This window comes from Streptomyces sp. NBC_00005 (genome assembly GCF_045160215.1).
Lineage (GTDB): Bacteria > Actinomycetota > Actinomycetes > Streptomycetales > Streptomycetaceae > Streptomyces.
On the sequence record NZ_CP108316.1, the window covers coordinates 1967200 to 1992628 of the forward strand.

Annotated in this window: 27 protein-coding genes, 1 tRNA gene and 2 pseudogenes; 11 read left to right on the top strand and 19 right to left on the bottom strand. The window is 70.4% G+C overall.

The genetic code is table 11. The features are described from left to right. Window positions 1-9 precede the first annotated feature (9 nt). Complete coding sequence (locus OG303_RS09420; RefSeq protein ID WP_405877153.1) at window positions 10-1011, top strand: glycoside hydrolase family 43 protein; 1002 nt, start codon at window positions 10-12, stop codon at window positions 1009-1011. Window positions 1012-1071: 60 nt separating this feature from the next. Here the strand turns inward: OG303_RS09420 and OG303_RS09425 are convergent, their stop codons facing one another. Continuing rightward, window positions 1072-2916 (bottom strand): ABC transporter ATP-binding protein, encoded by a 1845-nt coding sequence (locus tag OG303_RS09425; protein ID WP_405866753.1) that lies wholly within the window; start codon window positions 2914-2916, stop codon window positions 1072-1074. A 255-nt stretch (window positions 2917-3171) separates the two neighbouring features. Here OG303_RS09425 and OG303_RS09430 point away from each other — a divergent pair, with 255 nt between their 5' ends. Together OG303_RS09430 and OG303_RS09435 are read left to right on the top strand one after the other, a co-directional pair. After that, window positions 3172-4056: a radical SAM protein gene (locus OG303_RS09430; protein WP_405866755.1), complete on the top strand. Its 885-nt coding sequence runs from the start codon at window positions 3172-3174 to the stop codon at window positions 4054-4056. Window positions 4057-4070: 14 nt separating this feature from the next. Continuing rightward, on the top strand, window positions 4071-4487 hold the full coding sequence (locus tag OG303_RS09435) for an NUDIX hydrolase (RefSeq protein ID WP_405866757.1): 417 nt from the start codon (window positions 4071-4073) through the stop codon (window positions 4485-4487). Between the two features lie 51 nt (window positions 4488-4538). On the opposite strand, the gene OG303_RS09440 is transcribed toward OG303_RS09435, so the two are convergent. From OG303_RS09440 to OG303_RS09455, 4 genes are all read right to left on the bottom strand, one after another. Then, window positions 4539-6224, bottom strand: a complete 1686-nt coding sequence (locus tag OG303_RS09440) for a hypothetical protein (RefSeq protein ID WP_405866759.1) — start codon at window positions 6222-6224, stop codon at window positions 4539-4541. Next, the gene (locus OG303_RS09445) at window positions 6221-7033 is read right to left on the bottom strand and encodes a hypothetical protein (RefSeq protein ID WP_405866761.1); all 813 of its coding nucleotides are present in this window, start codon (window positions 7031-7033) and stop codon (window positions 6221-6223) included. Before OG303_RS09445 ends, OG303_RS09440 begins: the two co-directional genes overlap by 4 nt. A 205-nt stretch (window positions 7034-7238) precedes the next feature. Continuing rightward, window positions 7239-7796 (bottom strand): hypothetical protein, encoded by a 558-nt coding sequence (locus OG303_RS09450; protein ID WP_405866763.1) that lies wholly within the window; start codon window positions 7794-7796, stop codon window positions 7239-7241. A 106-nt stretch (window positions 7797-7902) separates the two neighbouring features. Further along, a tRNA-Pro gene (locus OG303_RS09455) sits at window positions 7903-7976 on the bottom strand. A gap of 100 nt (window positions 7977-8076) precedes the next feature. On the opposite strand from OG303_RS09455, the gene OG303_RS09460 reads away from it, so the two are divergent. Both OG303_RS09460 and cobF read left to right on the top strand, forming a co-directional pair. After that, the gene (locus tag OG303_RS09460) at window positions 8077-8619 is read left to right on the top strand and encodes a DUF309 domain-containing protein (protein WP_405866765.1); all 543 of its coding nucleotides are present in this window, start codon (window positions 8077-8079) and stop codon (window positions 8617-8619) included. Between the two features lie 73 nt (window positions 8620-8692). Further along, the gene (gene cobF, locus OG303_RS09465) at window positions 8693-9466 is read left to right on the top strand and encodes a precorrin-6A synthase (deacetylating) (protein ID WP_405866767.1); all 774 of its coding nucleotides are present in this window, start codon (window positions 8693-8695) and stop codon (window positions 9464-9466) included. A 33-nt stretch (window positions 9467-9499) separates the two neighbouring features. Here cobF and OG303_RS09470 read toward each other — a convergent pair whose 3' ends face one another. Continuing rightward, on the bottom strand, window positions 9500-10246 hold the full coding sequence (locus OG303_RS09470; RefSeq protein WP_405866769.1) for a cobalt-precorrin-6A reductase: 747 nt from the start codon (window positions 10244-10246) through the stop codon (window positions 9500-9502). A gap of 270 nt (window positions 10247-10516) precedes the next feature. Here OG303_RS09470 and OG303_RS09475 point away from each other — a divergent pair, with 270 nt between their 5' ends. Beyond that, entirely contained in the window at window positions 10517-11992 is a 1476-nt protein-coding gene (locus OG303_RS09475; RefSeq protein WP_405866771.1) for a hypothetical protein, read from the top strand. A 104-nt stretch (window positions 11993-12096) separates the two neighbouring features. Here OG303_RS09475 and ykgO read toward each other — a convergent pair whose 3' ends face one another. From ykgO to OG303_RS09500, 5 genes and pseudogenes are all read right to left on the bottom strand, one after another. Then, the gene (gene ykgO / locus OG303_RS09480; RefSeq protein WP_266451931.1) at window positions 12097-12219 is read right to left on the bottom strand and encodes a type B 50S ribosomal protein L36; all 123 of its coding nucleotides are present in this window, start codon (window positions 12217-12219) and stop codon (window positions 12097-12099) included. A gap of 62 nt (window positions 12220-12281) precedes the next feature. After that, window positions 12282-12542 carry a type B 50S ribosomal protein L31 gene (locus OG303_RS09485; RefSeq protein ID WP_405866773.1) on the bottom strand — a complete coding sequence of 87 codons (261 nt, stop codon included), beginning with the start codon at window positions 12540-12542 and terminating at the stop codon, window positions 12282-12284. 68 nt (window positions 12543-12610) lie between these two features. After that, on the bottom strand, window positions 12611-12775 hold the full coding sequence (gene rpmG / locus OG303_RS09490) for a 50S ribosomal protein L33 (protein WP_405866775.1): 165 nt from the start codon (window positions 12773-12775) through the stop codon (window positions 12611-12613). A 93-nt stretch (window positions 12776-12868) separates the two neighbouring features. Further along, complete coding sequence (locus OG303_RS09495) at window positions 12869-13642, bottom strand: sulfite exporter TauE/SafE family protein (protein WP_405866776.1); 774 nt, start codon at window positions 13640-13642, stop codon at window positions 12869-12871. A 183-nt stretch (window positions 13643-13825) separates the two neighbouring features. Then, window positions 13826-13954: pseudogene (locus tag OG303_RS09500) on the bottom strand (3-oxoadipyl-CoA thiolase); the annotation flags it as partial. A 125-nt stretch (window positions 13955-14079) separates the two neighbouring features. Between OG303_RS09500 and OG303_RS09505 the strand changes: the two are divergent. The 5 genes and pseudogenes from OG303_RS09505 to OG303_RS09525 all read left to right on the top strand — a co-directional run bounded on the left by OG303_RS09505 (window position 14080) and on the right by OG303_RS09525 (window position 16993). After that, window positions 14080-14889 (top strand): alpha/beta hydrolase, encoded by an 810-nt coding sequence (locus OG303_RS09505; protein WP_405866778.1) that lies wholly within the window; start codon window positions 14080-14082, stop codon window positions 14887-14889. Between the two features lie 97 nt (window positions 14890-14986). Next, complete coding sequence (locus tag OG303_RS09510) at window positions 14987-15469, top strand: Dps family protein (protein WP_405866780.1); 483 nt, start codon at window positions 14987-14989, stop codon at window positions 15467-15469. A gap of 111 nt (window positions 15470-15580) precedes the next feature. Then, window positions 15581-15910: a DUF3140 domain-containing protein gene (locus tag OG303_RS09515; protein WP_405866782.1), complete on the top strand. Its 330-nt coding sequence runs from the start codon at window positions 15581-15583 to the stop codon at window positions 15908-15910. Window positions 15911-15962: 52 nt separating this feature from the next. Next, window positions 15963-16100: pseudogene (locus OG303_RS09520) on the top strand (endonuclease); the annotation flags it as partial. Window positions 16101-16180: 80 nt separating this feature from the next. Beyond that, complete coding sequence (locus OG303_RS09525) at window positions 16181-16993, top strand: SAM-dependent methyltransferase (protein ID WP_405866784.1); 813 nt, start codon at window positions 16181-16183, stop codon at window positions 16991-16993. Window positions 16994-17230: 237 nt separating this feature from the next. On the opposite strand, the gene OG303_RS09530 is transcribed toward OG303_RS09525, so the two are convergent. The 8 genes from OG303_RS09530 to OG303_RS09565 form a co-directional block, all read right to left on the bottom strand. Next, window positions 17231-17920, bottom strand: coding sequence for an SDR family oxidoreductase (locus OG303_RS09530; RefSeq protein WP_405866786.1), 690 nt, complete (start codon window positions 17918-17920; stop codon window positions 17231-17233). Continuing rightward, window positions 17917-18792 (bottom strand): cupin domain-containing protein, encoded by an 876-nt coding sequence (locus OG303_RS09535; protein WP_405866788.1) that lies wholly within the window; start codon window positions 18790-18792, stop codon window positions 17917-17919. Before OG303_RS09535 ends, OG303_RS09530 begins: the two co-directional genes overlap by 4 nt. After that, window positions 18789-20141 (bottom strand): amidohydrolase family protein, encoded by a 1353-nt coding sequence (locus OG303_RS09540; RefSeq protein ID WP_405866790.1) that lies wholly within the window; start codon window positions 20139-20141, stop codon window positions 18789-18791. Before OG303_RS09540 ends, OG303_RS09535 begins: the two co-directional genes overlap by 4 nt. 22 nt (window positions 20142-20163) lie before the next feature. Then, on the bottom strand, window positions 20164-21144 hold the full coding sequence (locus tag OG303_RS09545; protein WP_405866792.1) for an alpha-ketoacid dehydrogenase subunit beta: 981 nt from the start codon (window positions 21142-21144) through the stop codon (window positions 20164-20166). After that, on the bottom strand, window positions 21132-22112 hold the full coding sequence (locus OG303_RS09550) for a thiamine pyrophosphate-dependent dehydrogenase E1 component subunit alpha (RefSeq protein WP_405866794.1): 981 nt from the start codon (window positions 22110-22112) through the stop codon (window positions 21132-21134). The genes OG303_RS09545 and OG303_RS09550 overlap by 13 nt, the downstream gene beginning before the upstream one ends. Next, the gene (locus OG303_RS09555) at window positions 22112-23446 is read right to left on the bottom strand and encodes a M24 family metallopeptidase (protein WP_405866796.1); all 1335 of its coding nucleotides are present in this window, start codon (window positions 23444-23446) and stop codon (window positions 22112-22114) included. Before OG303_RS09555 ends, OG303_RS09550 begins: the two co-directional genes overlap by 1 nt. A gap of 52 nt (window positions 23447-23498) precedes the next feature. Next, a complete protein-coding gene (locus tag OG303_RS09560; RefSeq protein ID WP_405866798.1) occupies window positions 23499-24155 on the bottom strand; it encodes a helix-turn-helix domain-containing protein in 657 nt (218 codons plus the stop codon). A gap of 96 nt (window positions 24156-24251) precedes the next feature. Next, window positions 24252-25415: a sensor histidine kinase gene (locus OG303_RS09565; RefSeq protein WP_405866800.1), complete on the bottom strand. Its 1164-nt coding sequence runs from the start codon at window positions 25413-25415 to the stop codon at window positions 24252-24254. Between the last annotated feature and the right edge of the window lie 14 nt (window positions 25416-25429).

Below are 25429 nucleotides of genomic sequence, written 5' to 3' on the forward strand. Positions count from 1 at the left end.
ACCGAACCCATGCGGCTTCCCGACATGCCGCTGCACGATCCCTTCGTCGTCCCCGACGACAAGACCCGCACGTACCACCTCTACACCTCCAACGACCCGTCCGTGTCAGGTGTGGACGGCACCGGCACGATGGTCTACCGCAGCCGCGACCTGCGCGACTGGACGCGGCCCGTCGTGGTGTTCCTGACGGCCGAGCAGCCGGGACTCTGGGCGACCGACGGCGGCTGGGCTCCGGAGGTGCACGAACGGGGCGGCAGGTACTACCTGTTCACCACGCTGCACAACCAGGACAGGCCGCTTCCGGTACCACCGCCCAACCAGTGGGGCGCCCCGTTCCAGCTCCCGAACCACATGCGCGGCACGATCACCGCCGTGTCCGACTCGCTGCTGGGGCCCTTCACCGTCGTCGACCCCTCACGCCCCACCCCGCCGCCCCACCTCATGACCCTCGACGGCACGCTCCACGTCGACCCGTCCGGGCAGCCGTGGATGGTGTACGCGCACGAGTGGCTGCAGACCATCGACGGAACCATGGAAGCGGTCCGGCTGGCTCCGGACCTGACAACGACCGTCGGGGATCCGGTCTTCCTGTTCAAGGCCTCGGACGCGTCCTGGCTCGGCGAGCAGATCCCGGGCGGCGTACCGCACCAGCTCGCGCCCTACATCACCGACGGCCCTCAGCTGTACCGCACGCCCGACGGGGCGCTGCTCATGCTGTGGTCGACGTACGAGAAGAACGTGGCCGGCGAGGACGGCACCGTCAGCGGCGGCTATGTGCAGACCTGCGCCGTCTCCAAGTCCGGTGACATCACAGGGCCGTGGGAACAGCAGCGGCCGCTGGTCCGCGACGACAGCGGCCACGGGATGCTGTTCCGGACCTTCGACGGCGTGCTGATGATGGTCCTCCACCGTCCCTTCGACAACGCGCGCGGAAAGCTGTACGAGATGCGGCTCGACGGCCACGAGCTGCGCGTCCTGCGCCGGCGCACGGACCTCGACGGCGGCGGATGACGCCGTAGGGGCCGGCAGGCGACGGAGTCCGTCCGACGCCTGCCGGCTCTTCGCTCCGGTTCAGTGCAGGTCTGCACCGGCGGGGCTGTCGGTGACAGTGCTGTCAGTGACCGTGCTGTCGGCGAGGAAACCGCCCGACTGGTGCTGCCACAGCTTCGCGTAGGCGCCGTCCGACGCGAGCAGTTCCTGGTGCGTGCCCTGCTCAACGATCCGTCCGCGGTCGAGGACGACGAGCTGGTCCATGGTGGCGACCGTGCTCAGCCGGTGCGCCACCACGAGCGCGGTCCGCCCCTCCATGAGCCGCCACAGCGCCTCCTGGACGAGGATCTCGCTCTCCGAGTCCAGGGCGCTGGTCGCCTCGTCGAGCAGCAGGACCGGCGCGTCACGCAGGATCGCCCGGGCCAGGGCGACCCGTTGGCGCTGTCCGCCGGACAGCTTGATGCCGCGCTCGCCCACCATGGTGTCGAAGCCGTCCGGCAGCGCGTCGGCGAACTCCGTGACGTGTGCCGCCTCGGCCGCGCGGCGGATCTCGGCGTCGGTGGCGTCCGGTCGGGCGAAGGCGATGTTGTCGCGCAGCGTGCGGTGGAACATCGCCGGGTCCTGCGGCACGTAGGCGATCAGCCCGCGCAGGTCGGCCTGGCGCATCCGGCTGATGTCCTGGCCCCCGATCAGGATCCGCCCCCCGTCGATGTCCGTCATCCGCAGCAGCAGCCGCGTCAGCGTGGTCTTGCCGCCGCCGGACCGGCCGACGAGACCGATCTTCGTCCCGCCGGCCACGGCCAGGTCGAGGCCCTGGAAGAGCGGTTTCCCGCCCCCGTGGGCGAAGTTCACCTGCTCGAAGCGGACGTCGGCGGGCCCCGGCAGGAGCGGCTCCGGCGACGCCGGGTCGAGCACGGTCGGCGGAACCAGCAGCAGTTCGGTGAACTGCGCGGCCTCCGTCATCGAGCTCTCCAGCCGGCGGTAGATCTGGTTGAACTCGAACATGATCTTCGTCGCGTTGCTGTAGTACGTGAAGGCGACCACGACGGCCTCCACACCGTGCTCGCCCCCGCCGATGGCGACCGCGAGCAGCAGGCCCAGGACGTTGGTCAGCACGGACATCGGCGCGACCAGCGTGTCGATGCGCAGGTTGCCGTAGTCCCACGACCTCAGCATGAGCCGCCGCGACTGGGCGACGCGGGTACGGTGCTCGGCGGCCTCGCGGCGCTCGGCGGCGAACGCCCGGACCGTGTCCATGTTCATCAGGCTGTCGGCGACATGGCCCGACACCCGGGCGATGGCCTCCTCGCGCTTGCGGACGAGTGCCTGGCGGCGCCGGATGAGGGGCGCGACGCACAGCGCCGTCACCGCGATCATCGCCAACAGCCCGACGACGAGCAGCGGTTCGTAGCGCCACAGCACCACCGACCCGAACAGCAGCGGTACGACGCTGCCCACGACGTTGAACGTCAGGGTGTCGACGAAGTCCTCGAAGCGGGAGGCGAAACTCAGCACCCGCTTGGTCAGCGCCCCGGCGAAGTTGTCGTGGAAGAACGCCGCGTCCTTGGCGAACAGCTCGTCCATGCCGATCACGTACAGGTGCTCGACGCCGAGGGCGGCGAGGCGGTTCAGGCAGTGCAGTCCGATGCGCCACACTCCCTCCGCCAGCAGCATGACGCCCGCGAACCAGAGGACGTACGGCAGTGTCGAGCCGATGCCGATACCGGAGTCGTCGGCGATGCGGCCGACGAGCTTCGCGACGACCAGCGGCGCGATGTAGTTGAGGCCGGTGTTGCCCAGCGCCGGCAGCAGCATCGCGGGCACGGTCATCAGCCGGAGCCTGGCCAACTCCCGTCCGTAGTAACGAAGTGCGAGGAGCACGGAGCCCCTGCGTGGCGGAACCTCGCGTGATTCAGGTAATCCCATCCCGGTCCTGTGAGCTCGTAGGGCGGCCCGGCGCGTACTCCGGTCAGAGGTGTCGTTCGAGAAAGCGCCCTCGCACAGCTCGCGGCGACTCCATCGCGCGAGTACGGCGGGCCGGGGAATGGGAGTGTCCCTCGACGGCACCCACGGCGTCCAAGCGTTTTCCCGGGCTCCGGGGGCCGAACGGGGTGCGGGGTACCTCAATACGCCTCTCGCATCGCTAGTCTCATCCTGCGCACGAACATCACCTGGAGAGCAATGCCAGAACCCACCCTGCGGCTGCCGGCCTATGTCGATCTTCGACTGCTCGGCAAATGCAATCTGAGCTGCCCGTTCTGCTTCGGGCCTCGGCACGAGGTTCCCTCGATGACCGAAACGGACGCGTTCCGGGTTGTCGGGCTTCTGCGCCGGGCAGAAGTGAGGGGCGTGGTCATCTCGGGTGGGGAACCGACGCTGCTGCCCTATCTGGCCGACCTTGTGGCCGAGTTGAGCCGGCCGCTGCCCTCGGGCATGCCGGGTCCCCGGGTCGTGCTGTCCACCAACGGGCTGGCCCCGCTGCGGACGATGGAGCGGATCCTGCCGCATCTCTCCTGGATCGCCCTGCCCATCGAGTCCGTCGACAAGGAGCAGCATCGGCGTATGCGCACAGGAGTCGCGCCGCACCGCGAACGCGTCCTGGGACTCCTGAAGGAGGTACGCACACAGCACAGGCGCGTACAGGTGAAACTCGGAACGGTCGTCACCCGGCTGAACGCGTCCGGAGCCTCCGGCGTCCTGAATCTGCTCGAGGACGACTGGCTTCCGGACGTCTGGAAGGTCTATCAGATGTCCGAGACGAACTACGGCGCGGACAACCGGGACTGGCTGTCCGTCAGCGACCAGGAGTTCGAGGACGTGGTCGCTCGGTGCGAGAAGGCGGCCGCCAACCGCGGGATCCGACTTCAGGTGTACCGGAACACCACGCGCAGCGGCAGCTATCTGTTCGTCGACCCCGACTGCCAGGCGGTGGTCATCGACGACGGGTGCGAGCGGCGTATCGGCCATCTCTTCCATGACCCGGAGAAGGTTGCCGCAGGTCTGCGTGACGCACTCGATCACACGGGGAACGCCAGGAATTTCTCGGGCACTTATCCGGATCTGTGACGAGGAGGAGAGACATGGGCGCGGTTGTGCGTGTCGGTGTGCAGGCCATTGTCCGGTCGGCCGACGGTGTACTGCTGGGGCTGCGCAAGAACACCTTCGGCGAGGGCAGCTGGGGACTGCCCGGGGGGCACCTGGAGATCGGGGAGTCGATCTTCGAGGCGACCGCCCGGGAGCTCATGGAGGAAGTCGGCATCCGCCCCGTCGAGTTGAGGGTCGCATGCGTCACCGATCCCCAGCCCGAGGCCAACCACCACATGCAGATCGGCGTCGACGTACTCGGATACGACGGACGGATCACGGTCCGCGAGCCCGACCGCTGTGAGCGCTGGCAGTTCTGGCCGCTCGACGCGCTGCCCGACGCGCTGTTCGTCGGGTCGGTCAAGGTGCTGGACAGCGTGCGGGCCGGATCACTGCATCTGTCCGTCTCCTGAAGCCGTCACTGCCCCAAGAAGCCCTGCGGTCCCGTTTCCGGGTGGACGGGACTACTTGTCGTCGTTGGCCAGTGTCGTCATCAGTAAACGCAGCCGTGACTGGTACTGCTCCTCGAATTCACGGAAGTGATCGAGACTGCTGGCGAGTTCCCACTGGGTCGCGAATCCCGCGAGGCTGTCCTCGTAAAGGCGGGTGGCGCGGTTGAAGCGGACCTCGAACGTCTTCATGCCGTGGCTGGTCCGGTACTCGGGGTCGGTCGTGACATAGGGCTCGTAGAAACCGCCGTCCGACGTCAGCAGTGTGGTCGCCGGGATGTCCATGGGCGTGAGGCGCAGTTCTATCGCCTCGCCGTACGTCGCGCGCAGTTCCTCGTAGGCCTCGGTCACCGCGACGAATGTCTCGCCGTAGTACTTGCTGTTCCTGATGTGTTCGATGATGTTGTCGGCCGTGACCTCGATATCGGGGTGAAGGTCCTTGTTGATGAAGACCCCGAGGCTGTTCCACGGATTGCTGATGATGATCTCGAAGTGAACGTGCCGGTCCAGCGCTTCGAGCATGATCGGCCGGAATCTGTTGGCGCCTTCGAGCAGATAGGACGCCCCTCCGTGAGCGATGAGCCTGACCAGCGAACCCTCCTTGCGCAGGGCTTCCTTCTTCGCCTCGTTGCGCGCGGCGGTGTCCTGGGGCAGATAGAAGTGGTCGATGTGGTACGGCAGTTCCAGCGAAGCAGGCAGGTCGGCCGGTATGCGGGCACGGCTGTCGAGGGTCGCGAGGCTCTGGGGGTGGTCGACGCCGAGGAGCGCGGAGGTCGTGCCGGCGATGTGCTCGAGGGCGGCAAGGGCACTGCTGCGACCGGGGTCGGAACCCGCGACCGTGGCTTCGAACTCGGCGCTCGCGAGAACGGCGCGGACCGCCAGGGCGCGCGGGTCCTCGGTGCCGTAAGTGGCGGAGACGTGGAGGCCGATGATCTCCAGGGCTTCCCTGCCACGGGCCGCCTGGTCGGGCCGGCCGGTGGCGTCGGCATTCCTGATGGCCCGCAGCGCGAGGTCGAAGGCCGCGTTCAGGGAGAGGGAGTGGCTGTCACCCGCCACCTCGGAGAACTGCCGGGCGGCCTGGGTGAAGGACGCCAGGGCCGCCTCGTCCCCCGCGTCGGCATGGGGTGTCGTGGCGGCCGCCCGCACCCAGTGGACCAGCAGCCGGACCGCGGCTTCCTCCTCCTTCTCGGCCTGGTCCGAGGCCCAGGAGTCACCCAGCGCGTCGAGCGCCTCCTCGGCCAGCTCGGCCCACCTGCCGGCGTCCTCCGTGTTTCCCGAACGCAGGTTGACAGCGGCGAGGTTGGCGAGAATCCGGGGCCACAGGGATCCCGCTCCTCTCCGCGCCTTGCCGAGGCCCGTGACCAGCGCTGATCGCGCCTGGTCCAGCTGCTCGTGCTCGGCGAGGAGAGCAGCCGCGTCACTCCAGACCTCGGCCCCGAAGGCGTAGGGGCCGGCCTCCGCGATCTCCAACTGCCGCAGGGCCAGCCGTACGACGCGCAGGGAGACCGCTTCGAACCGGAGCGCCAGCAGCACCTTCGCCAGGTGGACCAGCCGCTCCGCCGATTCGGGCGGCAGAGCGGCGGACTCCAGGCGCACCGCGCAGTCCTCGAACGTCGACCGGTCCGACTCCTCGGCCGTCCGTCCCACGCCGAGGAACAGATCTTCGGCGAGGTCGATGGCTGATTCGAGATCCGCATTCATGACTGGCCCTCCGTCTCGTCATTCGCGCGCGTCAGAGCGCTGGGGATGGTGACGGGGGTGATGAAGCCGAACTCGCGCAGACGGGCGAGGACTTCACTTGCGTACTTCTCACGGTACGGCACGACGCTGTCCTGCTGTACCTCGTCGATCCTGAACAGTTCCACGGGCTGCGAGGGCTCCACGGTCGGTCCCGGCTGCAGGGTGGCGTCCGTGCCCGCGATCGCCGGCCACAGCGACTCGATCACCTCGGTGAGGCACAGACAGCGCAGCCGTCTCAGGGCTTCTCTGACCGTCGCCGCGACCAACTGCGGTTGTCCGTCCGCCTCATGGGTGGTGCCGTCACCGCCGTTGTTGAGCCGGATCGCGACACCGAGCACGACGGGGAAACGGGCCGCCCCGGCGCGTTCGATCGGCATCCCCGCGCGTCCCGTGTAGGCGGTGCGGTTCGCCTGCTGTTCCTCGTCGTCGGCACCGGCACAGTCGAGTACGAGTATTTCGACGGCCGAGCGGCCGGGAGCTCCGTGGTGGAAAGTGGAGGCCTTGAGCACGGTCCCGTACAGCATTCCGCCGTACGGAGTGGGGCGGGCCGTGCGCCAGGGCTCGCCTCTTCTCGCCTGGTCGAAATAGATCTCGGGACCGGGTAGATCGTCGCTGTAAAGCCTGATCAGCGCCAAGTCGGCGTCCGGGCAGCGCTGTTCCACGGTGCCGGCGACCCGGACGCCCTGCGGCAGCCGGAGATCCACGGAGCCGTGCTCACGGATCTCGTTCCCGAGGTGGTGGTCGGCGGTGAGGACGAAATGCCGTGTCATACGGAATCCGCCGCCGAGGACCCTTTCGTTGCGGGACAGCTCCACAGTGTATTCGGCCGACGTCACCCGTGATCCCCCGATCGACAACAGGATCAGTATGCCCACGATCCTGAACCGATAAGGATAGCGCGGCAGTTGGTGCGAAATCGAGATCGTGCGCCGGCAACCCTGCCCGGCAATGTCACGAGGGCTGTCGCAAGGACTGTCACGAGGGGCGCCGCCACCACAGCGCGCGCGGTCGGCGCGGACGTTCCGCCTCGTCCGCCTGGATCTCCTCCTGGACGATTCTCACGAATTCGAGATCGACGCTCCGGGCACGTTCCGCCTCCCGCAGCACCGTCCCCCAAAGAGGGTCGGTTGCCGGATCCCGGACGGGGGTTCTTCCGTGTGCCGCCTGCTCTCTCCACGTGGCGAAGCTCGTGATCCATTCCGTCATCGCGGCGATGGTGCCCAGGTGCGCGTCCACCACACGGCGCGAACCGTAGATCCTCAGCCGCGCCAACACCAGATCGGCCTCCACCTCGCGCCCCCGCTGCCCGGGCACCTCCGGCAGGTCGCCCGTCTCCAGGACCCCCGCCCTGAACCGCTCGCCGCGGTTGACCGAGGTGAGCGCGTCTTCGTAGACCGCCGCCCGCCGTTCCCATATCCGGCTCTCGCGCTCGCGCGCCAAGGTGGCCCGCTGGATGAACCACGTGCTGGAGAAGGAGGCCAGCGCACCCACGGTGGTGCCGATCAGGGTGGCCTCCACCGGAGTCAGACGCATGACCGTCATCATGGCAGCGCTCCGGGAAGCGACCTCACCACGGTCCGAACGACCCACACGAAAAAGGGCCCCCGCAGGCTCTCGCCTGCGAAGACCCTTCGCACCGTCGGGACGACAGGATTTGAACCTGCGACCCCTTGACCCCCAGTCAAGTGCGCTACCAAGCTGCGCCACGTCCCGGTGCGTTTCCCGCGGTGAACCGCGTGATCACGCGGACAGCACTTTACCCCACGTCCTGGGTGGCTCCGAAGCGGGCCGGGAGCGCGGGACAATCGGACGTATGGGCAGTACAGGACGCAGGAGCAGCGCGTCGTCGGGCCGGGAGGCCGGGGCGCGGGACCGGGACGGCGAGGGGCGGGCGCGCAATGCCCGGCCGCGGGACGGGCTCGGGCGGCCCCTGCCGTACGGCGCCGACGGGGTGGCCCGGCAGCCCGAGGGCGTCGTACGCGCTCCGGAGCAGACCGTGACCGAGGCGCAGGAGCTGCTGGACGCGGGGAAGCCGTTCCACGCGCACGAAGTGTTCGAGGACGCCTGGAAGTCGGGGCCGGAGGAGGACCGGGCCCTGTGGCGGGGTCTGGCGCAGGTCGCCGTGGGGCTCACGCATGCCGCCCGGGGGAACGTCACGGGCGGTGCCCGGCTGCTGCGGCGGGGCGCCGGGGCCGTGGAGCAGTGGGCGGCGGAATCGGGGCGGCAGCGGCCGTACGGGATGGATCTGGTGGGGGTGGTCGGCTGGGGGCGTGACCTGGCGGACGACGCGGAGAGCGGTGGCGGGGCCGTCGATGCCGGGGCGCGGGCGCCGCGGCTGCGCGGGCAGGCCCGGTAGGACCTGCGGCGCCGTATCCGCTCGGTGCGGACGCGGTGTACGGACTGTCAGTGGCGTGCGGCAGACTCGGGGTGTGCGAAAGATTCATGTCATCGGTATCGGCGCGGGCGACCCCGACCAGCTCACTCTGCAGGCCGTCAAGGCGCTGCGGAGCACGGACGTGTTCTTCATCCTCGAGAAGGGCGAGGTGAAGAACGACCTCACCGGGCTCCGCCGGGACATGCTCGACGCGCACATACCGGACGCGGCGTCGTATCGGGTGGTCGAGGCGCGGGATCCGGAGCGGGACCGCAGCGCGGGGGGTACCGCCTACTCCCCCGCCGTCGGGGACTGGCGCAGTGCCCGTGCCGACATCTACGAGCGGCTGATCGCAGAGGAACTGGGCGAGGAGGAGCGCGGCGCGTTCCTGGTGTGGGGCGATCCGGCGTTGTACGACAGCACGATCGGGATCCTGGAGGAGGTGCGGGAGCGGGGTGCCGTCGACTTCGAGTACGACGTCGTGCCCGGCATCAGCAGTGTCTCCGCGCTCGTCGCCCGGCATCGGACGGGGCTCAATCGTGTCGCCCGGCCCGTGCAGATCACCACCGGGCGGCGGCTCGCCGAGGGCTTTCCGGAGGGGGTGGACGACGTGGTGGTGATGCTGGACGCGCACCAGGCGTTCCGGCAGTACGCCGAAGAGGACATCGACATCTACTGGGGCGCGTACATAGGCACCCCGGACGAGATCCTCGCCTCCGGACCGATCGGCGAGGCCGCGCCACGGATCGAGCGGCTGCGCGCCGAGGCCCGGGAGCGCAAGGGCTGGATCATGGACACATATCTGCTGCGCCGCAACCCCACGGAGTAGGCCGGAGTCCGGTCGTGCCCATCCGTCGCTGCTTCAGGGCGAGTTGAGCCCCAACCGGTCCAGGACGCCCGCCACGTCCGACACCACGCTCGCCCTGTCCGGCAGGGGAGGCCGGCGTACGACCACGACAGGCAGCCCGAGTTGGCGGGCAGCCGTGAGTTTGGCCGCCGTCGCCTCTCCCCCGCTGTCCTTCGTCACCAGTACGTCGATCAGGTACTCGCCCAGCAGCGCCGTTTCGTCGGCCACCGTGAACGGCCCGCGCGCGAGCAGCACTTCCGTGTGCGGCGGCATCGGCGGCTCGGGGGGCTCCACCGACCGTACGACGAAGTGCGTGTCCGTCAGGTGCGCGAAGGCCGACAGGCCCAGACGGCCGGTGGTCAGGAACGCCCGGGGGCCGAACCGTGGCAGTACGTCCGCCGCGGCGGTCAGTGAAGTGACCATGTGCCAGCGGTCCTCGGGACCGGGCTGCCAGCCCGGGCGGCGCAGCACGACCGCGGACACGCCGCTCGCCGCCGCAGCCTGCGCCGCGTTCGCCGTGATCGATTCGGCGAAGGGGTGCGTGGCGTCGACGAGGGCGTCCACGTGCTGGTCGCGCAGCCAGTCGGCCAGCCCTCGCACCCCGCCGAAGCCTCCGACGCGCACGTCCCCTGCCAGCGCGCCCGGCCGTGTCACGCGCCCCGCGAGGGAGGTGGTGACGCGCACGCCGGAGCGTGCCGTGAGCGCGGCGGCCAGTTCACGGGCCTCGGTGGTACCGCCGAGGATCAGGACGTGGGGGGACATGGGGCGAGCGTACGAGGTCCGGGGTGCCGAACGGCTCGCAGGGCCCCGGCCCAACCCCGCTCTCCCGTCGCCGGGCGCCTCTCCGCCGAACGCCGTGAGCCGGACGCTGGGGGCTGCGGGCTGCGGGCCGCGGGCTGCGGGCTGCGGGCTGCGGGCTGCGGGCTGCGGGCTGCGGGCTGCGGGCCGAACACTATGAACAGAACGATCAGAGCGTGGATACCGGCCCGCCCTCCTCCCTAGCATCGCCGCCGACGGCGCAACGGAGCGTCGATGAGGACGAGGAGCAGCGTCTTGGAGAGGTCGAGAGCGCGCGCACGGATCCGCAGACCGAGCCGGCGGACGGGCCTGCTGGCCTCCCTGGCGGCCGTGGTCACCGCCATCTTCACCGGCACCGGCACACCTACCGCACAGGCGGCCGCGCCACCGCCGTCCGCCACCGCCTGTCCGGCCGAACTCGCCGCGAAGGCAACGTGTTACACCGGGCAGGACTCCAACGGCGCCTACTACGCCATCGCCGTCCCGAACCGCTGGAACGGCTCCCTCGTCGTGCACGCGCACGGCGGTCCCGACCTCGGCGCCGGTTCGGACCCCGAGCGCAGCGTCGACGACCTGGCCCGCTGGTCGGTGATGGTGGACGAGGGATACGCCTGGGCGGGGTCGTCGTATCGCAGGGGCGGCTACGGCACCCGGATGGCGGCCGAGGACACCGAGAACCTGCGGCGGCTGTTCGTCGAGGAGTTCGGGAAGCCGAGGCGGACGTATGTGCACGGCCAGTCCTGGGGCGGGAACGTCGCCGCCAAGATCGTCGAGACCTACGGCCGCAAGCACGGGCCCTACGACGGGGCACTGCTCACCAGCGGTGTCCTCGGGGGTGGGTCGCGCGGTTACGACTACCGGGTCGACCTGCGCGTCGTCTACCAGTACTACTGCCACAACCATCCCCGCCCGACCGAGCCCCAGTACCCGCTGTGGCAGGGGCTGCGCGCCGGCTCGACGATGACGGCGGCCGGGCTGCGCGCCCGGCTGCAGGAGTGCACGGGCTACGCCTCGGCCCCGCAGGAGCGGACCGCGCTGCAACAGCGCAACCTCGACGACATCCTCGCCGTCACCCGCCTCCCCGAGCGCACCCTGGAGTCGCATCTGCGGTTCGCGACCTTCACGTTCCGGGACATCGTGCACGACCGGCTCGGCGGCCGGAATCCGTTCTCCAACCAGGGTGTGCGGTACGCCGGTTCGCACGACGACGCCGCGCTCAACGCCGGGGTCGAACGGTTTGCCGCCGACCCGACCGCCGTACGCGACCTGTCCTACGACAGTGATCTGACCGGCAAGGTGGCGATCCCGGTGCTCACCATGCACGCGATCGACGATCCGACGGCGTTCGTGGAGCACGAGGCGGCCTACCGGGCCACGCTCCAAGGCGCGCATCGGGACCGGTACTTGGTGCAGACGTTCACCCGGGAGTCCGAGCACAGCGAGCTGAGCGACGCCGAGTACGCCAACTCCCTTGCCGCGCTGGACACTTGGGTGCGCACCGGCAGGAAGCCGACGCCTCGGTCGGTCGCGGACTCGTGCGGCGCCTTCGACCGGACGTATGCCACTGGTTGCTTCTACGACGCCGGTTTCCACCCCTCCCCCTACGCCTCGCGTGTGCAGCCCCGGCCGGGCGGGCTGCGCTGGCCCGCGATGACGGCGGCGCAGGAGAGGGCGTGGAGCAGGATCGACGGGGTCGGGATCGCGCCCTGACGGAGGGCGCGACGCGGGACGGAACAGAACGGAACGAGACGGGACGGCATGGCGCGGCCGCCCGGCGGGGATGCCGGGCGGCCGTTGTGGTGTCGGGACCTTCGTCAGCCCTGGCGGGCCTTGAAGCGGGGGTCCTTCTTGTTGATCACGAAGACCACGCCGCGTCGGCGGACCACCTGGGCGCCGGGCTTGGACTTCAGTGAGCGCAGGGACTTGCGCACCTTCATGGTTCTACCCTCCTTGTGCCTTGTGCCTTGTGCCTTGTGCCTCGTGCAGACGCCGGGCCGCGTCAGTCGCGGGCCGCGGCCGTGCGGCCGTAGCGGCGTTCGAAGCGCTCCACTCGGCCGGCGGTGTCCAGGACCCGCGACTTCCCGGTGTAGAAGGGGTGGCTCGCCGACGAGATCTCGACGTCGATGAGCGGGTAGGTGTGGCCGTCCTCCCACTCGATCGTCCTGGACGAGTCGGCGGTGGAACGGGTCAGGAACGCGGCGTCGGCGGCGCGGTCGCGGAAGACCACGAGCCGGGAGTCGGGATGGATGCGGGACTTCATGGGGTTTCCTTCCTCGGGGACCGGTGCCGGGTGGCCCTGGGTCCCTGTGCCGGGTGGTGCGGCCTCGTTCAGCGCTCCTCGCGGAACGCGACGTGCTCGCCGACCACCGGGTCGTACTTGCGCAGGACCAGCCGGTCGGGGTTGTTCCGGCGGTTCTTGCGGGTCACGTAGGTGACACCGGTTCCGGCCGTCGACCTGAGCTTGACGACGGGGCGCGCGGTGCTGCGTGCCATGGGGTCCTCCCTTCGCCCACGCCACGGATCCATTGATCCGAGCATGTCAATCACAGCCTGTCCAACACCGCCTCCGGCCGTTCCATTCCCGGGTCAGCGCAGCAGTAGCTGCAGGCCGCCGACGATCGTCGCCGCGATCACGAGCTGTTCGAAGAGTCGCTGGTTGATCCGGTTCACAGCCCATTTGCCGAGGAACGCGCCGGGCACGACGAACGCCGCGAGCGCGGCGTCAAGGAGCAGCGAATGTCCGTCGATCAGACCGAGGCCGACGCTGAAGGGCACCTTCGAGACGTTCACGATCAGGAAGAAGAACGCCGACGTTCCCAGGAAGCCGAGCTTCCGGAAGCCCGCCGACAACAGGTACATCGACATCACCGGGCCGCCCGCGTTGGCGACCATCGTGGTGAAGCCGCCGAGGACGCCGTACGAGCGGGCCTTGACCCGGCCGGACCGCGTGACCACCGCGTCCGGCTCCTCCGCGGTCTCCGCCGTGCGCCGCCGCCACATCGTCACGCCCGCCATCAGCAGCAGGATCGCGCCGATCGACGTCCGTACGACCCCGTCGTCGGCCCACACCAGGAACAGGGTGCCGAAGACCACGCCCGCCGCGACCGCCGGGAACAGGCGCCACAGCGTGGGCCAGTGGGCGTGCCGCCGGTAGGTGAGGACGGCGAGGACGTCGCCGACGATGAGGATGGGCAGGAGTACGCCGGTGGAGGCGCGGGCGGGCAGTACCGCCGCGAAGATGGCGAGGCTCACTGTGTTCGCCCCGCTCACCGCGGTCTTCGAGAAGCCGACGAGGAGGGCCGCCGAGGCGAGGGCGGCGAACTCCCAGCCGGTTATGTGCCAGAGCGTCATCGTGTTCATGCGGGGACCGATGCTATGTGCAGCCAACGGTTCCTGTAAGCACCGTCTCGCTGGTTGGCCACCGTACGGTGCTGTGCCGTCGCCTGGGGCTGCCGCCCCCGGACCCCCGCCTCGGCCTGAACGGCCTCGTCCTCAAACGCCGGACGGGCTGAAGTGTGCTGACCGGCGTCCAGCAGCGAGCCTGGCGGGGACGTCCGCGACGAGGGCACGGATCACGTGCGCGGCGAGGTCGTCGGGGCGTACGGAGGACAGGGCTCCGCGCAGCTTGCCGATGGGGGTGCGGCGGGCGGCCGCGAAGTGGACGGGGCGCACGACGGGACTCCTGAGTCTCTGGCCGGCAGGGCCTTAATTAGCACTGCTAATTTTTGACTGTAGACCTCCGTCCCGCCCCCTGGGAAGATCCCCGAGGAGCTTCCGCCGATGCAGCTGGAGGAGACATGGCCGACGCCCGCGAGCACGTGCTGACCGGCACCCGGGGCACGATCACCGCACGCGAGTGGCCCCATGAGCGCCCGCGGTACCTCGCCCTCGTGGTGCACGGCTACGGCGAGCACGTCGGCCGGTACGAGGAACTCGCCGACGTCCTGACCGGGCACGGCGCGGCCGTGTTCGGACCCGACCACACCGGTCACGGCAGGTCGGCGGGCGAGCGGGTGCTGATCGAGGACTTCGAGGACGTGGTCACCGATCTCCACGCCGTGGCCGAGCTCGCCCGGTCCGCCCACCCGGGCGTGCCGGTCGTCGCGATCGGGCACTCCATGGGCGGCCTGATCGCGGCCCGCTACGCCCAGCGATACGGCGACGAGCTCGCCGCACTCGTGCTGTCCGGCCCGGTGATCGGCGCCTGGGAGCTGCCGGGGCGGCTGCTCGCGCTCGACGAGATCCCCGACACGCCCATCAGCCCGGCCTCGCTCTCCAGGGACCCGGCGGTCGGCACGGCGTATGCCGCCGATCCGCTGGTCTGGCACGGCCCGATGAAGCGGCCGACCGTGGAGGCGTTCGCCCGGACCCTGGAGACCGTCACCAAGGGCGGTGACGTCGGCCGGCTCCCGCTGCTGTGGCTGCACGGCGCCGACGACCGGCTCGTTCCCCTGGCCGGAAGCCGCATCGGCATCGAGCAGCTCGACGGCGGCAGCCTCACCGAGCGGATCTACCCCGGTGCCCGGCACGAGGTCTTCAACGAGACGAACAAGGCGGAGGTCTTCGCGGACCTGACCCACTTCCTGGACGGCGTGCCCACCGACTGAGACGAGGCCGGGCAGCCCGGGCGCCGTGTTTGCACCGTTTCGCCCTGGGCACCCGCCGCCGTATCGGCAGGCACCACGCCAGAAGGAGAAGCACCCTATGACTGCGGTGAAGAGCACACTTCCGGAGCCGGCCCGCAAGGTCACCGGGGAGGCGCTGCAGAGCACTCTCGTGGATCTTCTCGGGCTCTCGCTGATCGGGAAGCAGGCGCACTGGAACATCGTGGGCCCGCGGTTCCGCTCGATCCATCTCCAGCTCGACGAGGTCGTGGACACGGCGCGTACGTACGCCGACACGGTGGCGGAACGCTCCGCGGCGCTCGGTGTGTCGCCCGACGGGAGGCCGGAGACGATCGCGGCGGCCTACACGCTGCCGGGGCCGAAGGGCGGCTGGGTGCAGGACACGGAGGTCGTCCAGCTGATCGTGGACGTGCTGGAGGCGGCGATCGGGCGGCTGCGCGAGCGCATCGCCGCGACCGCGGAGCCGGATCCGGTCACCCAGGACCTGCTGATCTCCCTCACCGCCGAGCTCGAGAAGCAGCGGTGGATGTTCGACGCCGAGAACTGGCCCCGCGACCACTGACCGGCGGACCGGTACTCCGACCCTCCGGTACACCGACCCTCCGGCGCACCGGCGCAGCACGGAAGCAGCAGCAAGTACGCAGTACGGACGCCGTACGGAAAGGGGGACTCGATGACCGATGCCCTCGAACTCGACGCGCTCTGGGAGGACTTCCACAGGGCGGTGAACATGACCTCGCAGGAGCTGGCCGCCTGGCTGCAGGTCAGCGACGCCGAGGAGACGGAACCCCTGCCCGATCAGGCGGGCACACCCATCGGGCAGCACATCCTCGCGATCCTGCAGAAACGGCGCACGGACCTCACCGACGACGACGTCGCCGTGATGTACGAGGTCGTGGACACGGTCACGGAGCAGACGGACCCGGAGAACGAGCCGGTGGCCGCGGACACCGACCGCCGCCACCGGCTGATGACGATCGGCCACGACCCGCTCAAGCCGTGACCGACCGGACGGGCGCGCTGCGGGAGCTCCTCGGGGCGCACGGGCAGACGTTCGGCTGGGCCTGCCGAAGGATCCCGAACGGCTCGTGGAGCTCGCCGGGGACACCGAACCGGCCGTGCTCGCCGCCGCGTTGGTGCGTGCGGCGCTCGACAAGGAGGTGGCCGAAGACAGTCTCCGTCGCTCCGCGTGATCGTGTCACACTGCTCGCACGCCCTGGCAGGAGCTGTTCTGCCAGGGGGAGTTGGGGCCTGTCGAGCAGAGGAGCGTCACGTGACCGGGACCGAGCCGGCCGTCCATCGGATCGACACGAGCAGGCCGCACCCGGCCCGCGTCTACGACTGGTTCCTCGGCGGCAAGGACAACTACCCGGTCGACGAGCAGCTGGGCCGGCAGATCATGTCGATCGATTCGGGCGCGCCGCGGGCCGCTCGCGGCAACCGCCGGTTCATGCAGCGCGCCACGCGCAAACTCGTCGGGGAGTCGGGGATCCGCCAGTTCCTCGACATCGGCACGGGCATCCCCACCGAGCCCAACCTCCACCAGATCGCCCAGAGCGTCGCATCGGACGCGCGCGTCGTCTACGTCGACAACGACCCGATCGTCCTCGCCCACGCGGGCGCCCTGCTGCGCGGCACCCCGGACGGTGTCACGGAATACCTCCAGGCGGACGCACGCGACCCCGCCGCGATCCTCGAACAGGCGGGCCGCGTCCTCGACTTCGACCGCCCGGTCGCCCTGTCCCTGATCGCCCTGCTGCACTTCATCGCGGACGAGGACGGCGCCCACGACCTGGTGAACACCCTGGTCGACGCTCTCGCGCCGGGCAGCTGTCTGGTCCTGTCCGCGCTGACGGCGGACTTCGAGCCGGAGAACGTACGGCGGGGCATCGCGGCATATGCGGCGGGCGGAGTGACCCTCGTGGCACGTGCGCAGGCCGAAATGGGCGTCTTCTTCAAGGGACTTGATCTCGTCGAGCCGGGGATCGTGTCCGTGGTGGACTGGCATCCCGAGCTCGGGGTGGACGAGACGCCGGACGGCGAGGGACCCGTGTCGCTGTACGGGGGCGTCGGCGTCAAACGCTGACTCAGAGCCCTCCGCTGCCGCGCAGGAACTCCGCCAACGCACTCAAGTCCCGCTCTCCGAAGCCGTGTTCATGGGCATCAGCCACCAACCCGCGGTTGACTGCGGCCTGTTGCACGGAGGCTCCCACGCGAGGGCCTGGTTGAGCCCCAGGAGGAGGGAGTTGACCGCCGACGTCATCGCCGCGCCTGTGCCGCCGGGGCCGACATGGACGACGTGGGCGGCCAGGGTTCGTGTCACTCACCCCAGCAGCCACCCCCCGTCCACGCTCAACTCCACCGCGTTCACGGAGCGGTTGTGCAGCAGGAAGTCCACGGCGTCCACCACGTCCGCCATGGTGGCGAGCCGTCCGGTCGGGGTCCTGGCGCGCAGGCCGGCCAGTACCGCTTCCGGCTTGCCCTGCCAGTAGGGGCTGTCGCCCACGACACCGGGGTGGACGGCATTGACGCGGACCGGCGCGAGTTCGACGGCGAGGGTGTTCACCAGGCCCCGGACGCCCGCGTTGACCGTCGCCACCGTCGTCGCGCCGGGGTAGGGGCGCTCCTTGGCCTGGCCGCCGAAGATGACGATCGCGCTGTCGTCGTGCATGCGGGGTCGCAGGACGTGAACGACCTCGGTGTAGCCGACGAGTTTGAGGGTGACGAGGCTCAGGGCGGCGGTGATGTCGTAGTCGGTGACCCGGTTCTCGTCCCGGGAGACACCCGCGAGGACCAGGTGGTCGACGCGTCCGACGCCGGCCAGGGCGTCGGCTAGCTCGCGCGGCCGGGACAGGTCGAGGGCGAGGCCGCGGGCGCCGACCTCCTTGGCGACGGCGTCCGTGCGGTCCGCGTCGCGGCCGGTGAGGACGACCTCGTCGCCCCGCTGCGCGCGGACGCGGGCCAGCTCGCGGCCGATGCCGGACGTGCCGCCGACGACCAGGACGCTGCTCATGAGTCCAGCGCCTCCCTCAAGTAGTCCCAGTCCCGCGTGAACCGGTACGAGTGGCGCGGCGGCGGCTGCGGCGCCTGTGTCTCCAGCCAACGCAGCGGCCCCTGACCGACGTTGGCGAAGCCGTGCACGGAGCCGGCCCCCGCCCAGGCGCAGTCGCCGGGGCCGAGCCGGTACCGTTCGCCGTCGAACACCGCCTCCGCCTGCCCTTCGAGGAACAGGTACGTCTCCTCGAAGGGGTGGTCGTGCGTGCCGACGACGCCGTCGGGCGCGTACTGCACCATGAACATCGTCGAGGCGACCGCGCCGAGGTCGCTGTCGACCATCATCTTGACCGTGATGCCGCTGTAGACGAGCAGCGCGGTGCGCATGCTCGCCGAGACGGCCAACAGCTCCTGGGACTGTTTGCCCGGGTCCATCTGCGCGGGCTCGAAGTGGCCGAAGGAGCGGGTGCGCGGGTCGCGGACGTCGATGCGGACGGGGTCCCGCAAAGGCAGTTCGGGCACCGCCTGCGTGTCGTGCCCGTAGCGTGCCCGCGGGACGGGCGCCAGCATGTCGGCCCAGCGTGCGGCCGTGTCCCCGGTGCCGCGCCAGGCGTGCGGGACGCCGGTCGGGAGGACGCCGTAGTCGCCCTCCTCGAGGAGGTACGCCCCGTCCGGCACGTCGAGGATCACGGTCCCGTCGAGGATGTGGAAGCTCTCCTCGTACGAGTGCACATGCGCCGACACCCAGCCGTCGGGCCGCAGTTCGCAGACGCCGAAGCCGGTGTGCACGCTGCCGTCGTCCTCGCCGACCAGCGTCCGGCGCCGGTGGCCGTGTGCGTCGTACTGCGGTTCGGCCACGTCGGCGGCCCGCCGCACCAGATGCCGGGTCATGCTGTCGGCTTCGCCTCCTTCGCCGCCAGGAGCCGGTCGCGGGACTCCTCGACGAGTCGTCGGGCCCGCGCGACGTCGGCGGTCAACTTGCCGTCGCGCTTGCGGATCACGCCGTCGACGATGACCGTCTCGACGTTGGACACGTCCGCGCACAGGGTGACCGCGGACGCCGCGTCGTGCACCGGCGCGATGTTCAGTGCGGTGGCGTCGAGGGCGACGACATCGGCGCGCTTGCCGGGGGTCAGGGAACCGGTGCGGTGTTCCAGTCCCGCGACATGCGCGCCGTTGCCCGTCGCGATCTCCAGCATCTGACGTGCCGTCAACATGGTGCTAGGGACCGGCATGTTGGCCTGCCAGCAGTCGGCGTTGACCCGGGCCCGCTCGGCGCCGAAGGCCGCGCGGATCTGGGTGAACATGTCGCCGGGCACGGTGGTGACGACGTCGATGCTCAAGGAGGGCCGCAGGCCGTGCTCGATCGCCTTCATCACGGGCGGCCAGCCGTGCCCCATCTGCGTCTCCACCTGCGGCGCGACCGACACCGTACCGCCGCTGTCGGCGACCATCCGCCACTCGTCCTCGCTCAGGTAGCAGCAGTGGATGTAGGTGGTGTCCGGGCCGAGGAGTCCCAGCTCTGACAGCTGCTTGACCATGCCGAAGCGGCCGGCGAGCCGCCCCATCGCCACGTGCACGGTGATCGGGATGTCCAGCTCGCGCGCGAGGGCCCATTCGGAGGTGACGACGTCGTTGACGCAGAAGCCGGGGCCGCGGGTGGCGAGCGCCATGGTCAGCAGGCCGTCGTCGGAGGCGAAGTACGTGTCGCGGATGCGGCGTACGTCGTCGCCCGGAATCGCGATCTTGCTCTCGAACCAGTAGTCCGCGAGGGAGGTGTTGGCGCTGCCGTACGCGTACTGGGCGCGGATTCCGGTCTCGGTGAGCGCCTTGATCGCGGCGTCCGGGTGCTCGGGTGTGTTGTTGATGTGGGACCAGTCGACGAGCGTCGTGATGCCGGCGTTGAGGCACTCCAGGGCGCCGGCGAGGTTGGCCGCGTACACGTCCTCGGGGGTGTACAGCGGGGCGAAGGTGTCGAGGATGTCCACGAAGTAGTCGTCGAGGGTGGCGTCGGGGGCGACGCCGCGGATCGACGCCTCCCAGGTGTGGCGGTGGGTGTCGACGAAGCCGGGGATCACGATGCGGCCGGTCATGTCGAGGACCTCGGCGTCCGCGCTGATGTCCGGTTGTACCGCCGTGATCCTGCCGTCCTCGATGAGGACGTCACCCCTCGGCAGATCCCCGACGGCAGGATCCATCGAGATCACATGGCCGGCGCGAAGCAGTATCCGATGGGTCATCGCGCTTCCTCCTCAAGGGTGTTCAGTACGCGGCGAGACTCCTGACGGCCGCCACGACCTTGGCTACGGTGGGGATGACCTGTTCCTCCAGGGCGTCGGCGAACGGCAGCGGGACGCACTCCCCCGCCACCCGGCGCACGGGCGCGTCCAGCAGGTCGAAGCCCTCGTCGGCGACGACCGACACGAGGGTGGCGCCCCAGCCGCCCTGGTACGGGTTCTCCTCGACGGTCACGAACCGTGAGGTCTTCCCGAGAGAGGCGAGGACGGTGGATGTGTCCAGCGGGACGAGGCTGCGCAGGTCGACGACCTCCGCGCCGATGCCCTCGACCGCCAGCGCTTCGGCGGCCTTCAGCGCCACCGGGACCATGGAGGCCAGGGCGACCAGCGTCACGTCGGCTCCCTCGCGGACCACGGCGGCCTGCCCCAGCTCGACCACGTGACCGGGCGGGGCGGGGGCCCCCTTGCTCGCCAGCAGCCCCTTGTGCTCGAAGAAGACCACGGGGTCGTCGCTGCGGATCGCCGCCGCCATCATGCCGACGACGTCGGCGGGCGTGGCGGGTGCCGCGATCTTCAGCCCGGGGACGGTCAGCGCCCAGTTCTCGGTGGCCTGCGAGTGCTGGGCGCCGAAGCCGAGGCCGCCGCCGTTGGCGGTGCGCACCACGAGCGGGACGGTGACCTGACCACCCGTCATGTACCGCACCTTCGGTATCTCGTTGGCGAGGTAGTCCCAGCAACAGGCAAGGAAATCGGAGAACATGATCTCCGCGACCGGCCGCATCCCGGTCATCGCGGCGCCCATCGCCGCGCCCACGATGGCCTGTTCGGAGATCGGTGTGTCCCACACCCGCTCGGGCCCGAACTCCTTGAGCAGTCCGACGGTCGTCTTGAACACCCCGCCCGCCTCGCCGATGTCCTCTCCCAGGCACACCACGGACGGGTCCCGGCGCATCTCCCGCGCGAGGCCCTCGGCGACCGCGTCCCGATAACTGATCACGTCCGCCACGCCGCACCTCCGTCCGCCCACACGTCGGTCATCGCCTCGCCCGGATCGGGCGGCGGCGCGTTCTTCGCCGCCACGACGGCCTGCTCTACGACGTCACGGGCGCGCTCGTCCGCTGCGGTGACCGTCTCCTCGGGCACCCCCAGCTCGACGAGGCGTCCGCGCGCGAGGTCCAACGGGTCGTGCTTGAGCCAGCGTTCGACCTCCTCGGCCGGGCGGTAGGTGGCCGGGTCGGCGCGGCTGTGCCCGAAGTGGCGGTAGGTCTCGGCCTCCAGCAGAGCGGGCCCGTCTCCTGCCCGGGCCCGCTGAGCCAGCCCGGCCACCGCCTCCTGGACGGCGACGACGTCGTTGCCGTCGACGACCTCGCCCGGGATGCCGTACGAAGGGGCCCGGTCGGCCGCGGGCCGGGCCACCGCCGTGACGTCGGCGATGGGCGTGTACTCCATGTACAGGTTGTTCTCGCAGACGAACAGCACGGGCAGCTTCCACACGGCCGCCAGGTTGAGCGCCTCGTGGAAGGCCCCGATGTTGGTCGCGCCGTCCCCGAAGAAGGCGACGGCGATCTGCCCGCTGCCACGCATCCGTGCCGACCAGGCGGCGCCGACCGCCATCGGGAGGTGGGCGCCGACGATGGCGTAGGAGCCGAGCATGTTGTTCGCGGCCTTGGTGAGGTGCATGGAGCCGCCCTTGGCCCTGCACAACCCCGTTGCGCGGCTCATGAGTTCGGCGAGGCACTCCTCGGGGGTGGCGCCGCGGGCCATGGCGTGGTGGTGGCCGCGGTAGGTGGCGAAGACGTAGTCGTCGGGGCGCAGGGCGGCGCTCGCGCCGACGGCGATCGCCTCGTGTCCGGCGGCGAGGTGGGTGGTGCCCTTGACGAGACCGGACAGGAACAGGTCGTGCGCGGCCTTCTCCGTACGGCGGATGACGGCCATCTGCTCGTACAGGGCGAGGAGTTCGTCGCGCTCGACCATCAAGTGCTCCCGTTGGTACGGGTGTTGAGGTGGGACTGCGCCTCGCGCCGGGTGTTGAGTTCGCCGCCCACGGTCCAGTACTTGCGGCCCGCGACGAGCAGTTCCTCGGCGGGGAACTTGGTGATGACCTCGCAGCCGTCGGCGGTGACGACGAGCTCCTCCTCGATGCGGGCGGCGGACCAGCCGTCCGCCGCGGGCCAGTAGGTCTCCAGGGCGAACACCATGCCCTCTTCGAGGACTTCGGGGTGGTCGAGGGAGACCAGCCGGCTGAAGATGGGCTTCTCCCAGATCGACAGGCCGACCCCGTGGCCGTACTGCAACGCGAAGGCGGCGGTCTCGTCGGCGAAGCCGAACTCCTCGGCGCGCGGCCACACTTGGACGATGTCGGCGGTGGTGGCGCCGGGCCGGACGAGCGCGATCGCCTCGTCCATGTACTCGCGGCATCGCACATACGCGTCCCGTTGCGCGCCGGAGGCGCTGCCGACGGCGAAGGTGCGGTAGTAGCAGGTGCGGTAGCCCAGGTGGCTGTGCAGGATGTCGAAGAAGGCGGGGTCGCCGGGGCGGATCAGGCGGTCGCTGTAGACGTGCGGGTGGGGTGAACAGCGTTCGCCGGAGATGGCGTTGACGCCTTCGACGTACTCGCTGCCGAGGTCGTAGAGGACCTTGCTGACCAGACCGACGCACTCGTTCTCGCGCACGCCCGGGCGCAGGTAGCCGTACAGCTCCTCGTAGGCGGCGTCCACCATCGCGCAGGCCTGGGTGAGCAGGGAGATCTCGTCGCGGGTCTTGGTGCGGCGGGTCTCCAGGAAGACCTGCTGGCCGTCGACGACGTCGATGCCCTCGGCGCGCAGGGCGGCCAGGATCGGCATCTCGGCGACGTCGATACCGAGGGGCTCGCCCGCGAGTCCGTGTTCGCGCAGCTCGGTGGCTATCTTCCGGGCCACGTCCTCGGCGATCCCCGCGTCCGGGTGGAAGGCGCCGCGGAGCGTGGAGATGCCGGCGCGGGCACCGGTGGGCGGGCCGTCCTTGCCGTCGCTGTAGTCCAGCCACGGGTTGTAGAGCTGGTGGTGGCGGGCCGCCGAGCCGAAGTCCCAGACGATCGGCTCGCCGCCGCGCACCAGCAGGGCGAAGCGGATCAGTTTGTCCATCGCCCAGGTGCCGATGTGCGTGGCGGTCATGTAGCGGATGTTGGCGAAGTCGAAGCTGAGCACGGCGCCCAGCTCGGAGCGGTTCAGCGTCTCGTGGAGCCGGGCCAGGCGCTGTTTGCGCAGCCGGTCCAGGTCGACGCGCTCTTCCCAGTCGACGGCGTTGGGGCCGTATGTGCGGATCGCCATGGCGACCACCCCCACTTCGGAGTGAACGACCACCCCTCATGAGTGTCAAGTGCTACTGAACGCTTTGGCTGAACACGAACCAGACCCCGACAGCAGGCTCAGCACCATCGTTGCGGTAGCGGTGCGGGGTTGTCGACTCGAAGCAGACGGCGTCGCCGGGACGCAGCGTGTGCTCGTCGAAACCGAGGGTGAGGACGAGTTCGCCCGAGGTCAGACAGCCGTACTCGGTGCCCGCGTGCCGCATCAGGCCGCCGGAGCTGGAGGAGGAGCCGCCGGGCCGGTAGGTCACCTGCAGGAAGTCGACGTCCGTGCCGGGAACGTGGCCCAGGCGCTCCCACACGACCCCGGAGTCCAGCTCAAGGACGTCCCGCTCATCGGGCGTGACCAGCGGTCCTATCCGGCGGGCGGGGTCGGCGGCGAAGGCGGCGAGGGCGTGCAGGACGGTGGCGGGGGCTGCGGACGCGGCCGCGACCGGGGGTGCGGCGGTCTCGTCCTCGTAGCCGTCGAAGAGCGACTCGACGGAGATCGACAGTGCGGTGGTGATGGCGTACAGCGTGCTCACCGACGGCTGGCTCTTGCCGGTCTCGATCTGGGACACCAGGCTCGCGGAGACGCCGATCTCCCGCGCGAGGGCACGCAGGCTCACGCCTTTCGCGAGGCGCGCCTGCCGGATGCGCGCGCCGACGGGCGGCACGGCGGCAGGGGACACGGCGGCTCCCCTCTTGAGCGGACATGTGCAGCTCCATTGAACAGCCGGGGAGGACCGTACCGCCAGACCCGCAGGCGACGGCCCTCGCTCCCTGCGTCAGCGTCGGCCCGCGGGGAACACCGCCCTTACCTCCCAGCCGTCCCCGGCCCGCGGCCCGGAGTGCAGTTCGCCGCCCAGTGCGGTCACCCGCTCCTTCAGGCCGACCAGACCGAAGCCGCCGCCGTGTGCCGCGGCCGGGAGTTGGGTGCCGCCCCGGCCGTCGTCCGCCACCGACACCGACAGGCGGTCGGCGTCGTAGCACAGGTGGACCATGACCCGGTCGGCGTCGGCCGCGTGGCGGCGGACGTTCGTCAGGGATTCCTGGACGACGCGGAAGGCCGCCGCCTGGACCTCGTGCGGGAGGTCGTCCGACACGGTGGGGTCGCGGTGCAGGACGACCTTCTGGATCGGGCTCGCGAAGCCCTCGGCCAGGTCGGTGATGGCGGCCAGGTCGCCGACCGGGCGGCGGGCGGCCGGCTCGTCGCCGGTGTCGCGCAGGACGCCCACGGTGCGGCGCATCGACGCCAGCGCCTCGGTCGCGGCACGTTCGATGCCGGCGAGGACGGGGTCGAGGTCCTCCGGCCGGCTGGTCGCCATCATCCGGGCGACCCGGGTCTGCACCAGGATGCCGGTGACATGGTGCGCGACGAAGTCGTGCAGGTCGGCGGCTATCGCCACCCGCTCCTCCCGGCGGGTCTCGGTGACGGCGACGGTGCGGCGGTAGTCGAGGGAGCGCAGATAGGCCGCGAGGCCGGCGACGAGCCCGATCAGGACCAGCCCTACGACCATGGCGCCGAGGGTCCCGCCGTCCCTGAACGAGTGGGAGTAGCGCAGCGGCGTGAGCAGCAGGGCGACGCCGTCCAGCAAGCCGCACGCGACGGCCCAGCGGGGTGGGCAGTGCCGTACGGCGACGAACAGCAGGCACAGCAGGATCGCCGTCTCGCCCGGGCCGAACTGGGCCTGTGGCCCGCCCAGCAGCGCGCCCGCCGAGTACAGCCCGGAGAGCAACGCCGGTACGGCGGTGCGCAGTTGAGGGGTGAACCAGGCGGGGTGCCGCGCGGCCGGCCACAGGACGGCGGCGAGTCCGGCCAGGAGCACCACGAGGGTCGGCCGCACGTTCTCGCCGGCGCTGCCCACGATCAGGACATCGGCGACCGACGTCGCGAGCAGGAAGCCGACGCCGAATCCACGGGCGCAGCCCCGGCCGGTCATGGAGGTCATGCGGTTCAACGTAG